At 58.0% G+C, this 11,984-nt stretch carries 10 protein-coding genes; 1 reads left to right on the top strand and 9 read right to left on the bottom strand.

The window, feature by feature from the left end; all coding sequences use genetic code 11:
* Positions 1–53 precede the first annotated feature (53 nt).
* The 7 genes from B0G52_RS12270 to B0G52_RS12240 all read right to left on the bottom strand — a co-directional run bounded on the left by B0G52_RS12270 (position 54) and on the right by B0G52_RS12240 (position 7,054).
* On the bottom strand, positions 54–686 hold the full coding sequence (locus B0G52_RS12270) for a 2OG-Fe(II) oxygenase (RefSeq protein ID WP_094044593.1): 633 nt from the start codon (positions 684–686) through the stop codon (positions 54–56).
* 88 nt (positions 687–774) lie between these two features.
* The gene (locus B0G52_RS12265; RefSeq protein ID WP_094044591.1) at positions 775–2,547 is read right to left on the bottom strand and encodes a glycerophosphodiester phosphodiesterase; all 1,773 of its coding nucleotides are present in this window, start codon (positions 2,545–2,547) and stop codon (positions 775–777) included.
* Positions 2,548–2,647: 100 nt separating this feature from the next.
* Positions 2,648–3,700 (bottom strand): NAD(P)/FAD-dependent oxidoreductase, encoded by a 1,053-nt coding sequence (locus tag B0G52_RS12260; protein ID WP_094044589.1) that lies wholly within the window; start codon positions 3,698–3,700, stop codon positions 2,648–2,650.
* 84 nt (positions 3,701–3,784) lie between these two features.
* Positions 3,785–4,516: a polysaccharide deacetylase family protein gene (locus B0G52_RS12255; protein WP_094044587.1), complete on the bottom strand. Its 732-nt coding sequence runs from the start codon at positions 4,514–4,516 to the stop codon at positions 3,785–3,787.
* A 129-nt stretch (positions 4,517–4,645) separates the two neighbouring features.
* Positions 4,646–5,548 (bottom strand): aldo/keto reductase, encoded by a 903-nt coding sequence (locus B0G52_RS12250; RefSeq protein WP_094044585.1) that lies wholly within the window; start codon positions 5,546–5,548, stop codon positions 4,646–4,648.
* 7 nt (positions 5,549–5,555) lie between these two features.
* A complete protein-coding gene (locus B0G52_RS12245; RefSeq protein ID WP_094044583.1) occupies positions 5,556–6,524 on the bottom strand; it encodes a hypothetical protein in 969 nt (322 codons plus the stop codon).
* Complete coding sequence (locus B0G52_RS12240) at positions 6,485–7,054, bottom strand: RNA polymerase sigma factor (protein ID WP_233162625.1); 570 nt, start codon at positions 7,052–7,054, stop codon at positions 6,485–6,487. Before B0G52_RS12240 ends, B0G52_RS12245 begins: the two co-directional genes overlap by 40 nt.
* Before the next feature lie 288 nt (positions 7,055–7,342).
* Here B0G52_RS12240 and B0G52_RS12235 point away from each other — a divergent pair, with 288 nt between their 5' ends.
* Entirely contained in the window at positions 7,343–8,914 is a 1,572-nt protein-coding gene (locus B0G52_RS12235) for a histidine kinase N-terminal 7TM domain-containing diguanylate cyclase (protein WP_094044581.1), read from the top strand.
* On the opposite strand, the gene B0G52_RS12230 is transcribed toward B0G52_RS12235, so the two are convergent.
* A complete protein-coding gene (locus tag B0G52_RS12230; protein WP_094044579.1) occupies positions 8,911–10,548 on the bottom strand; it encodes an AraC family transcriptional regulator in 1,638 nt (545 codons plus the stop codon). The genes B0G52_RS12235 and B0G52_RS12230 overlap by 4 nt on opposite strands.
* A gap of 119 nt (positions 10,549–10,667) precedes the next feature.
* Positions 10,668–11,717 carry an ABC transporter substrate-binding protein gene (locus B0G52_RS12225; protein WP_094044577.1) on the bottom strand — a complete coding sequence of 350 codons (1,050 nt, stop codon included), beginning with the start codon at positions 11,715–11,717 and terminating at the stop codon, positions 10,668–10,670.
* Positions 11,718–11,984: the final 267 nt, after the last annotated feature.

Below are 11,984 nucleotides of genomic sequence, written 5' to 3'. Positions count from 1 at the left end.
TCAACCTATTATGGATACGTTTACATTTTATTTCTTTTCCACATTTTTGGCAATCAAAATTCACGCTGCCTCTGCCTTCTCATCCATTGGGTGGCGGCCCATTTCTCCCCTGAGACGACGGGGCTTCCCGCATGCAGGGTGAGCTCGTTCAAACGGGGATCGTTATAGAAATATTCGAAGTAGACGGCGTTCCCCTTGCGCGGGGCGACCGTCAGATTCAGCGAAGGAAAGATCGTCTCGCCGCCTTCTTTCACGTCGTTCAAGTACATCACAAGCGTGCTGATCCGATTGTTGCCGATACCGGACGTAAAGTAGTCGTAGTGCGGCTGATACTGCTCCCCCGCCCGGTAATGCAGAACCTGCAGCGGTTCGGCATGCGCGATCGGGACGTTCATCAGTTCGGAGACCCTGGATTCGATTCGATGGATGAGTTCGTTCTCGCTCTCTTCGAAGAACATGCCGCTGCTCGTTCTTATATCGCTCACAGAGCGAGATTGGCCGACTCTGGCACGCTGCATCCGGTCCTTGGCCAAGTCGACCAGCGCGTCGCACTCGGCTCCGGTCAGTACATTTTCCAGGATTAAAATAAGAGGTTCTTCCATCTTGCCGACGATCGGAATCTCTCTGTCCGACGTTCTGAGTAGGTTGCCATGCGGTTTTACAATCGTCTGCTCTTTAACGGTCATCGCTTTATCCTCCCAGACGGAAATGAGGAACCATTCGAATGCGCGTGATGTCGATATCAGAAGTTGTAAAAACAAGGCTGGCAAGCGGCTATAGATTCACCTCGACCGTGGACAGCGCCACTTCGGGGTAGTCCGTGATCATGCCGTCGATCTCGAACTTAAGCACCTCCTTCATATCTCGCCTGGAATTAACCGTCCATACCCACACCTCGCGTCCGTCGGCATGAGCCCGCTTCACGAGCGACGGGGTCAGCATGACTTGCTCGACCGTAAAGAAATCGACGTCCTGCGCCGACAAGTCGCCTAGCGCGAAGAACAGAATTCTCCCGATCTTGATCTCGGGCGCGAGCTCGCGCACCTTCCCGAGCGCTATGCCGTCGAACGACTGGATGCGCACCTCTTGCTCGCTCCCGGCCTCCTTGATCAACCGGACGACCTCGCTCGCCAGCGCTTCGCTCTCTCCGTACGGCTTCAGATCGAGCAGCAGCTTGATGCGGCCCTGCGCCTCCGTCAGCACGTCGGCCAGTGTCGGGATGCGAACCGGGGCCCCGTTGTCGTCTTCGCCAATGGACAGCCGGAGCAGTTCTGCATAGGTCAGATCGGCTACACGCACTCTCTCCCCGGCGACACGCCGAAGATCGTAATCGTGGTTCAGCACCGCCACTCCGTCCTTGGTCAGCTGGATATCGATCTCCGCCAATTGAATGCCTTTGTCGATGGCGGCCGTGACGGCGGGCAGCGAGTTCTCGGGAGCGCTCGACGCATCGCCGCGGTGCGCGGCGATCTGCACGCTCCACTTCGCGTACACAAGGCTGTCGTTCGCCCGCAAGCCGATAAAGACCGACAGAGCGATATAGGAGACGGCGACCGCCGCGAAAACGGTTCGTTTGCGGCGAAGCCCTTTCCACCATTTGACGATGCGGTTTTCGAGCCGGCCCAGCTCGCCGGGACGAACGTTCAGCCGATCTTTCGCTTTGATGCCTTGAAGCCGGCCCAACCCGTAATAGAGCCGCGTCAGCAGGAAGATGTTGATCGGCAGAAGCAGAAGCGCCAACAGGTAGGTCAAAATCGTGGAAAGCGTCAAGGAGTGATGCTGAGAGACTAGCGCCAGAACGTCCATATTCAGCCAAGAGGGGATGGAGCCGACGGCGGATACCGCAGCCGAAGTAGCGATCAGGACGGCGGCGTTAAACAGGAGCAGGGAGCCGAACAGCTGCAGCCACCTTCCCTGCGTCAGCGCATGGCTTCTGCGTATGGCCTGCCCGAGCTTCAAATCTTCTATCACGATAAAGTGAAGCACGAAAATCCAGCGAAGCAAAGTGTAGAGCGCGGCCGCCAGGAGCACAGCGTAGGCGGCGGCCATCGTGTAGGAAGCGTCCAGCACATAGTGGTTCAGAAAGATCGGCACGTTGAACAACGCGTAAAAAGAGGCCGAGAGAGGCGAGTCGACGAACGGTATCAAGAGAAGGAGCAGCATCATGAGCTGGAACGCGCCGAAGCCGAGCAGCCTGGGCGTCTTGCGCAGCGCGATCGCCAGCGCGTCCGCGATCGCGATCTCTTTGCCGAAATAGCGTTGTTGGACGAGAACGATCAGCACGAACAACTCGATCAGCAGCGCATAGGAAGCGACGAGCCCGATGAAGAACAAGCCGCCCACGCCCTCGTAGCTCACTCCGATCCGGTAGACTTCCGCATTGAGCAGAGAGCCGGAGCCGACGACTCTAAGAATCCGGTTGAACACATACGTAATAATCGGTATAACGACGGCGCTCGTCACGAGCATGTAGAACATTTCGAATATAAGCAGCTTGGCGGAAAACGCGCGAAACTCGCGTACGCTTCTGCCGATCAATTTAAGCATGGCGAATCATCCTAATTCAAGGTGTCGATATTTAATTATAAAACAGACCGGCCCCCTGCCGAAAGACAGGGAATCGGTCTATTTCTTCGACGACGCCTCGTTAATTCGCGAACAGCTGCTTCTTCAGCTCCCGGTTGCGTTCCATGAAAATCTCGTTGTGCGAAGAGACCATCCCCCAGGCTTCCGCCTCCGGAATAATGTACTGCTTCGCTTTGTTCACGGCGTTGGCCGCATCCTGGAACGCTCCCGCGATCAGGTGCAGCTTGCCCTCATGCCCGAGAATGTCGCCCGCGGCGTACAGCCCGGGGACCGACGTCTCGCTCATCGGAGTTCCCGCGATCGCCCATTCGTTCTGCATCTCGATGTTGACCTGGCTGTTGGAGAGCAAATCCTTGTCCCTCTCGTAGCCATGGTTGATGATGACCTCGTCCACCGACATCTCGACTTGCGCTCCGTCGTCCTTGTTGCGCAGCACCACCCGCTCGATCGCTTCCTGTCCAGGGGCGGCGACCAGCTTCTCGATCTCGGTATTGAGCAGGCAGACGACCGAGCTCGAGAGCAGCTTAGACACTTCGGCCTCGTGCCCTTTGAGCGTTTCGTTGCGATAGGTCAAATACACTTGCTTCGCGATCGGCTCGAGCTCGTTGGCCCAGTCGACCGCCGAGTTGCCGCCGCCCGATATGAGCACGGTTTTGTCTTTGAAGCGCGACAGCGATTTGACCGTATAGTGCAAATTGGTAACCTCGTACCGTTCGGCGCCTTCGAGATTCAGCTTGGTCGGCTTCAATATGCCGCCGCCAACGGCCAGAATGACCGTCTTGGAATAATGCTCCGCTCCCGAAGAGGTCTGCAGGACGAAGATGCCGTCCTCGTCTTTGGAAATGGAGGTGACCTTCTCTCCCAGCACGATCTCCGGATCGAACGTTAGCCCTTGCGCGATCATCTGCTCGATCAGCTTCTCGCCGGTAATCGGAGTGACGCCGCCGACATCCCAGATCAGCTTCTCCGGGTAGACGTTGACTTTGCCCCCCAAGAAAGTCTGAAATTCGATAATCTTCGTCTTCAACTCTCGCAAGCCGCTATAAAAAGCGGAGAAAAGTCCCGCAGGACCCCCTCCGATTATCGTCACGTCGTATATGTCCTTGGCGCACACTCGTATCCTCTCCCTCATCCTCTAATCCGATCTAATGACTTCGGACTCATTGTATCACAAACGGATTGAGAATGAAAATCATTATTATAGAGGCCCGATCGTATGCGGATCGACGAACTCGTATTCCAGCTCCGTCAGCTTGGACAGCAGGCCGTCCAGCGCTTCGGCCGTCCAGGGAAGCTCGTGCATCAAGATGTTGGCGCCCGGATGCATTTGGTCGACGATGCGCTGCGCCAGCGCCTTCGGATCGTTGCTGTCCGCCGTCATCGCCCAGTCCTGGGAATCGATCGACGACGTTACGACCGTCAGGCCGGAAGCCTTGGCAGCTTCGACGGTCACGTCGTTAAAAGCCAAGAAAGGCGGACGAAAAAATACGGGCGCCGTTCCGGTAATATCCTTCACGGCCTTCTGGACGTCTCCGAGCTGCTTCTCTACCTGTTCCTTGCTTTCCGCGCTGAGATCGATGTGGTCCCAAGAATGGTTGCCGATCATGTGCCCCCGGTTGTGAACAAGCTTTACCAAATTTTTGCCGCTCTCGATTTGAGGCCCGTTCATGAAAAAGATCGCCTTGGCCTTATGTTTATCCAGCGTGGCTAGAATCTTCTCGTTCAACCCTTCATTCGGACCGTCGTCGAAGGTGAGCAGCACCACTTTGTCGCTATTCTGCCCCGGGTTGACGGGGACGATCGTTTGGGTAGCTGCATGGATCTTGTAGACATGCTCGACTGCTTGCGGCTTCTCCCGCGAACAAGCCGTCGCCAGCAGGATCACAATGGCGGCAATGACGCAATAAACAACCTTTTTTCCGGTATTCATGTTTCTGTAGCTCACTCCTCCGTACTAGTCAGCATCTACGGCGTTCGTATGCTGTATGTTCATTCTAGCGGCCAAGGAGGAGCGAAACGAGATAACAGATGATCAATTTCTTACACAATGCAACGTTTTTTAGCGATGCGCGGCGTAGACGTTCGGCTTGCTGAACGAGCGAACGGCCGCGAGCTCTTCGGGCGACAGCTCAGGCGCATGCGTCGCGGCGACGTTCTGCAGCAGCTGCTCACGCGAGCTTGCTCCGGGAATCGCGACGGCCACCGCAGGATGGGCGAGCGAATACCGGATCGCCAATTGGGTGAGGCTGCGCCCCGGCGTCTCCAGATCCCGCAGCCTCTCCCGAAGAGCCTTGAGCTCTTCCAGCTCGTAGTCCGACACTCCGCCCGAAGGTTCACGATTGGCTGCCAGCGCCCCTTTGGCCAGCGGGCCTCTGGCGATGACGCCGATCCCCTTCTCATGGAGGAGCGGAAGCACCGTCTCCTCCGCCCGCCGATCGACAATGCTGTACGAGTTCATCACGCTGACGATGGAGGAACGTACGGCGTACTCGCGGATGACGTTGGGACGGATCGAGGAGATGCCGTACTCCCGGATCGTTCCTTCCCTTTTTAACTGTTCAAAAGCTTCTATCGTATCGTCAATCGGGTCCTCAAGGGTTCCGCCGTGAAGCTGGTACAGATCGATATAGTCCGTGCCCAGCCTCCTCAAGCTCTCCTTGACCGAGGACAGGATGTATTCCGGGGAAGGGTCCCACGTCCAGCCTTCCTGTCCCGGAATGCGCCGGTTGCCGACCTTCGTCGCCAGCACGACCCGGTCTCTTCTGCCGCGAATCGCCTTGCCGACGAATTCCTCGTTGCGGCCATGGTCGTACAGATCGGCCGTATCCAGAAAATTGACGCCAAGGTCCAGCGCTTCGTGAATCAGACCGGTCGCCTTCCCCTCCTCCGTTCCCAAAGACATGCATCCCAGTCCGATCTCGCCGACGAGCAAGTCGGATACGCCCAGACGGTTCATTTTCATCGCGCGCTCATCCCTTCTTCTCCAGCCAATCTTCCGCCAGCCGCAGCATCTCCTCCTTGGAAATCCCGGGCCCTTTATGATTCGTAAGCGTGTAATAGATGTCCCGCTCTTCGTCATACCAGTTCAGGTACCCGTATTCAAGCTGCACGGGCCGTCCCTCGGCGGCGATCTGTCTCTTGACCTCATTATAAACGACTTCCGTCCCGGCTATCGTCCTTTTTTCGCTTGTATTGCCTTCCTGCAGCTCGACGTACATCTCCATTCCCCTCAGGAAATGAGCGTGCAACCCGATCGAAGCGCCGTCTTTGGAATAAATCGCGACCAGAGTCGCCGCGTCCGTCCACGGCACGGTCTTCATAAACAAGCGTTCGCCGTCGGCCGCCCGGGAAGCGAGCCCGGAGAGCTCCTTAAGCGTGTCCCGGTATTGAGGCGTTTCCTTATCCGGATAGTGAGGTCTGATCTCTCCATATTCGAATTGAAAGCCGGAGACCGCTTGCGGCAGCACCGGGGAACCGACACGCCGGAGCTCGTCTTGGAGCTTGGAGAAAGAAGTCATGCGCTCGGGTTTGAATTCGAATTGCAAGCCTCCCGCTTCGTCGCCGTCCTTGACAAAATAAGCCACCAGCTCTCCGGGCTTGGCGAATTCGTGAACCTGCGCGGTGAACTTATTGTAGGGAATATCGACGATCCTCGACGTGTTCGGCGGCACATACTCCACCCTGACCGCGCCGCTCTTGTCCCGAAACTGGATATACTCCGAAGTGGCGTAAGCGGTGACGGAGACGACCAGAAGCAGAGCGAACAGGCCGGCCAGCGCCGTCGAGCCCCTCATCGTCCTGATAACAGCCGGACGGCGGCGCGACGAGCCTGCAATACGGGCCATCACCTTCTCGGCGACGTCGATCTCCGGAACTTGACTTGTATGGACGGCCAGCTTCAAACCTCTGTATTCATCGGACGTTTCGAATCGTTCCATGGCATATCCTCCTTCGACTTCATGGATGTCCGCACTTTCTGCTTGATCCGTTGCATTCTCTTCACCAGCGCATTCGGGCTGGTCTGCATAATGTCTCCCAGCTCGGCGAAGCTCTTCTCTTCGAATGCCCGCAGAATCAGCAGGCTTCGCTCCCGAGGAGACAATTCCGCCAGCGCCCGGGCCAGAGAAGGATGATAGAGCCGGTCGTCGAGCTCTTGTTCCGGCCCCGCGGTAACGGTCTCCGGCCTGAGCATCTTCATCACCTGCCGGTGAATGCGGCGTCTCCTCAGCACGTTCAGGCAATGGCGGTAAGCGATCCGGTACAGCCAGGCCTGAAAGTTGTCCGCTCTTCTGTACTGTCCAAGCGATCGATAAGCCTTCACCAGAATATCCTGCACGGCGTCCTCCGCATCCTGCCGATTGGCGAACAAGCGGTAGCAATAGCGGAAGATCGGCTGCTGGAAGGCTCTGACGATCGGCTCGTATTTCTCCGTCTCTCCTTGCCGCACGGCGGAGACCAACGTTTCCAATTCATCCGAATTCAGAGAGGGTTGCAGCGATTCGGACACCTCCTTCGACCGTATTACTCTTATAACACTCGAGCGACGAAAAAAGTGCCGCCGCATCGACCACATGTCGAAAAAAACAGCTGGGATCAAGCGCGCAGACGCCAAAAACCCGCCTAAAGGCATTGTAGCCCGGACGGGTCGGAAAGCGCGCGTTTTTGATTTAAATAGTAATTATTTATACAGACAGGCCCCCGGATCGATGTGTTACGATAGCAGCATAGATCCTCGCGAATGGAGTCGAACGAAGGAATGGATTCGCAGCTGACAATGTACATTACCTTGGTGAGCGTGTCGGGCATCTTCAACGTGTTCCTCTGCCTCTACGTCCTGTTCAGAAAGCAGGAAATTCCCGGCTCCCGCACTTTCATTTGGTACACGGCCGCCCTGTCCGTCTACAGCTTCGCTTACGCCTTCAGTCTGGCCAGCGATACGCTGTGGAAAGTCAAGTTATGGACGGTCGTCGAATATATCGGCATGCCGTTCTCCGCGCCGCTCGGTCTCATGATCATTCTCCAGTATCTCGGCTGGAAGGTTACCCGCCGGCAGGCCGCGGCCATGCTCGTCGTCCCTTCCGTCACGCTGCTGATGGTCGCCACCAACGACTACCACCAGCTGTTCTATAAAGTGTTTCGGATGAAAGAAGGAATGCCTCTTCCCTATCTGGAAATCGAGATCGGCGAATGGTATATCGTTCACGGCATTTTCACGTCCAGCTGCCTGCTTGCCGCTACCGTGCTGCTGCTGAGCCGGTGGAGACAGACCCGCAAGTCCTACCGTCCGCAGCTGGCGACGCTGATCTGCGGACAGTTTCTCCCGATGATCACCGCGTTCCTGTATCTCGTCGGGCTGACCCCGGCAGGCATCGACCCGGTTCCGATGGTCATGTGCGTGACTTCGGCGCTGTATATCTGGGCCATTCTGTCCGCGAAAATGCTGACCGTCATTCCCATCGCCAAGGAGACGATCTTCGACAGCATGAGGGAAGGCGTTATCGTCCTGGATGCGGCGGATCGTCTGAGCGACTTCAACCTGGCCGTCGCGCGGATGATTCCTTCCCTCAGCACGGCCATGATCGGGAAAACGCTAAACGAAGTCTGGATCGAGCTGAACGGATCTCCGTATCCGTTCGCCCATCGGCCGGACGAAGGGGCGGAAGAGCTGGCGTGGACGACGGACGGAGCGGAGCAGACGTACCAGGTCCGCTATTCTCCTCTTCTGCACCGCAACGGGGATGCGGCAGGCGGCCTGCTCATGTTCATCAACGTCACCGAACTGAAGCGGCTCCAGCGCGAGCTGGAGCACCAGGCTTACTATGACGGGTTAACGCAAATTCTTAACCGCTCCCAGTTCATCAGCCGCAGCCGCCGACTGCTCGAGGATTGCCTGACGGGCGGAAGACCGTTCACCGTCGTTCTGTTCGATATCGATTACTTCAAGCGCGTGAACGATCATTACGGGCACGAGACGGGGGACAAGCTCCTCGTGCACGTCGTCGCCGTATGCGGCGGACTCGTCTCCCCGGACATGCTGTTCGCGCGTTACGGCGGCGAAGAGTTCGTCCTTGCGCTGCCGGACGCGACTCTGGAGGCAGGCTGCGAGATCGCGGAGCGGCTAAGAAGAGGCTTGGAGACCGAACCGCTGTCGACTCCCCGGGGCGAGATCGCCGTCACCTCCAGCTTCGGCGTAGCGGAGGCCGAAGACGGCGCCGACGCGACGCTCGACGCGCTGCTGCAGCAAGCGGATGAAGCGTTGTACGCCTCCAAGCGGAACGGCCGCAACCGCGTCAGCGCCTATCGCGGAGCTTCGGCTTCGCGCGTCTAGGAGGCGGGCTGACGTTCCGTCAACAGCTGCGCCAGCAGCTCCAGCTGGCCTTCGATCGAGATCGGATCGAAATAGGAGAAGTCGGCCCTGCTCAGCACGTGAGCCCGGCCGTGCGCCACGGCGGGCAAGCTCCTCCAGATCGGATGGTCCTGCACGTACCGGATGCCTTCGCCTTCGTCGGAGACGAACAGATAATCCGCGCCGGCAGCGTAAACCGGCAGCTGCTCGAGCGGCAGGCCCTGCACGATCTGCCTCCCGCTGTCGATCGCCTGCCGCTGCACGGGCTCCGGAACGCCCAGGCGCAACCCCCGGTAGATCGGCCAGCCCCCTCGTCCGTAATTGTCCCCGAACACCGAAAACTGCCGGCCCTGGCTGTCGAATCTGACGATGGCCGCCGTAGACGACCCGCTTAAGACTCCTGCCAATCGTTCCCGAACTTCCGCGGCTCTTCTCTCGAATCGCGACTCCAATTCGTCCGCCGCCCGCGGACGATTGATCAGTTGGCCGATCAGCCGGACGTCGTCGAAGATGCTGCGGCTGCCCTCGTAAGGCAGCAGAAGGGTGGGCGCGATCTTGGACATGGCCGGATAGGCAGACAGATTGGCGTCGTTCATGAGAATGAGGTCCGGCTCCAGCTTCGTTACGGCTTCTACAGACGGCTCGCAGCCGATGTCGACGATCCCCTCCTCCATGTCCTTCAGGAACGTGCTTCCTCCCCACCAAGTCAAGTTGGCGGCCACGGGCTTCACCCCGGCCGAGAGCAGGACGTTGGCGTAATAGAGCGCCACGATCCGCAGTCCTTTGCGGGCGTGGCCAACGTATTGCTTGGGAGATTGCCCGACCATCTGCTTGAATCTCCGGCTGAAATAGTAGACGTCCTTGAAGCCGGCGCTCTGAGCGATCTGCTGCAGGCTGTCGTTGGACGTGAGAAGCTGCTTCTTGGCATGGTTAAGCTTCAATTCCGTAATATAGTCTACCGGGCTTTTGCCGGTCAGCTGCTTGAACAGATGCGAGTATTGCCGGGTTCCGATATTGGCCTGCTTCGCCAGAGCTTCCACGCTTATGTCGGAGACGTCCAACCGGTGCAAGCCGTCGATCGATCGCCGAACCGCTTCCCGGGATTGGAGCTGAGCGCCGGACGACTCGCCGCCCCGACACAGCTCGTACAGCAGCTCCTGAAAGCGGATATGCTGCCTGAAATGCGCCAGCTCCTCCGTCGCTCCCCTGTGACGGTATAGCTCGTCCAACCGGCCCGCGATGCGGCCGAAGGGCTGCGCGTCGAGTTCCTCGTACGGAAAGATGCGAAGAGCGTCTTGGTTCGCTTCGTTCTCTGCACCCGATGGACTCCCCGAGACCGGAACGGCCCGGAAGATCAACCACATCAGCTTCAGCTCCGGACCTTCGTCCGCCGACACGTCGAACAACGTATCGGGAGGCAGGAGGAAGCAGCTCCCCTTGACCAAGCGGCGCCTTCTGCCGTCGATGATGGCACTGCCGGCGCCTTGCATAGCCGCGACGAATACATGGTCCGACGCGTGCAGCCTGCTCGCCTTGGCGGCAGCCTGGCAACGAATTTCGACGATGTCGGATAGAGTGAACAACGAGGTCAGGAAGGGCAGAGACAAACGGCTCATTCGGGCGCGCCCCTTTTATAGTTGATAATGATTATCAATCAGTTGAATGTCTCTATTCTAGCGAACCCCCGCGATACGCGCAACAAAGCCGCCGGAGTACCGGCGGCCGACGGGGCGAGTTATTGGGAAGAATTGCGCGACAGCAAGTCCGCGATCAGATCCATCTGGGCGGAAATGGAGATCGGGTCGAAATAAAAATACTGCTTGGAGTCCAGCTCGATGACGTGATTTTCCTTCACGGCCTTGAGCCCTTTCCACACGGCGCTGTCCTTGACGACGTCGAGCGCGACTCCTTCCGTGGAAACGAACAGATAGTCGGCGTCACCCGCGTATTCGGGAAGCTTCTCGAGCGGCAGCTCCTGAGCGATTTGTTTGCCGTTGTCGATGACGTCTTCCTTGATCTTGGCCGGATATTGCAGCTTCAGCCCTCTGTAGATCGGCCATCCTCCGCGGCCGTAGTTATCGCCGAACACGGTGAACTGTCCTCCGTTGCCGTCGATGCGAATAATGGCCGCCTTGGCGTCGCTCGTCAATACGCCTTCCAGCTTGGCGCGCGCGGCCTCCGCTTTCTTCTCGAACTCTTCGAGGAGCCGGGCTGCCTCGTCCGGCTTGCCCAGCAGCTTGGCGATTTCTTCGGTCTCTTGATAGACGGTGCGGTTGCCGTCGTACGGAATCAGCACCGATGGCGCGATCTTGGCGAATTGCTCGTAGTCTTCGGCGTTATTGCTGTTCATGATAATCAAATCCGGCTCCAGCGCGACTACCGCCTCCAAAGACGGCGGACCGCCGACGTCTACGAGACCCGCTTCCTGCTCTGCGAGGAACGGGCTGCCGCCCCACCAGGTCAGATTGGCTCCGACCGGCTTCTCGCCGAGCGCGAACAGGATGTGATGGTAATACAGGGCGACGATACGCTTCGGATGCGCGGGAATTTCGACGTCGCCGTTGACCGTGCTGACGATTCGCGTCTCTTCGCCGTCCGCCGAGGCGGATGCCGAAGGCGTTGCAGACGGCGACGGCGTCGAGGACGGTGAGGCGGACGGAGAATTGGAAGGACTGGCGGAAGCGCCGGTTCCGGCGGAATTCCCGTTCCCGCATGCGCTGAGCAGCACGGCGGCAACGAGAAGCAGCAGAGAGGCAATGGCTGTCGGCTTGCGAATGGCTTGCATAGTTCAGACTCCCTTGTCTAGTGATAATGATTCTCACCATATTATAAGGAGGCCGCCGAAGGTCAACAATGGAGGATTCGGAGCAAAAACAGGCTGATTTCTCGCCGAAGCGTGGAAATCATGCAAAAAAGCGGGGCTGTCTCATACGCCAACCAGGCCAATATGCCCGTACGGCGCACTAGCGTTGCATAAATGCTCACATAGTGAACTGGATTGTATTCCTATTACTTTGATTTCATATATTTACAGTTCCATTCTAGCCACTCA

This window comes from Cohnella sp. SGD-V74, assembly GCF_003001675.1.
In the GTDB taxonomy this organism is placed as follows: Bacteria; Bacillota; Bacilli; order Paenibacillales; family Paenibacillaceae; genus Cohnella.
This window is presented reverse-complemented; position numbering and strand designations above follow the sequence as displayed.

Coding starts and splice junctions, on each gene's coding strand:
- B0G52_RS12250 (WP_094044585.1), bottom strand. CDS start 5,548: ATGAAAATGAACCGTCTGGGCGTATCCGACTTGCTCGTCGGCGAGATC.
- B0G52_RS12235 (WP_094044581.1), top strand. CDS start 7,343: ATGGATTCGCAGCTGACAATGTACATTACCTTGGTGAGCGTGTCGGGC.
- B0G52_RS12255 (WP_094044587.1), bottom strand. CDS start 4,516: ATGAATACCGGAAAAAAGGTTGTTTATTGCGTCATTGCCGCCATTGTG.
- B0G52_RS12245 (WP_094044583.1), bottom strand. CDS start 6,524: ATGGAACGATTCGAAACGTCCGATGAATACAGAGGTTTGAAGCTGGCC.
- B0G52_RS12230 (WP_094044579.1), bottom strand. CDS start 10,548: ATGAGCCGTTTGTCTCTGCCCTTCCTGACCTCGTTGTTCACTCTATCC.
- B0G52_RS12265 (WP_094044591.1), bottom strand. CDS start 2,547: ATGCTTAAATTGATCGGCAGAAGCGTACGCGAGTTTCGCGCGTTTTCC.
- B0G52_RS12270 (WP_094044593.1), bottom strand. CDS start 686: ATGACCGTTAAAGAGCAGACGATTGTAAAACCGCATGGCAACCTACTC.
- B0G52_RS12225 (WP_094044577.1), bottom strand. CDS start 11,717: ATGCAAGCCATTCGCAAGCCGACAGCCATTGCCTCTCTGCTGCTTCTC.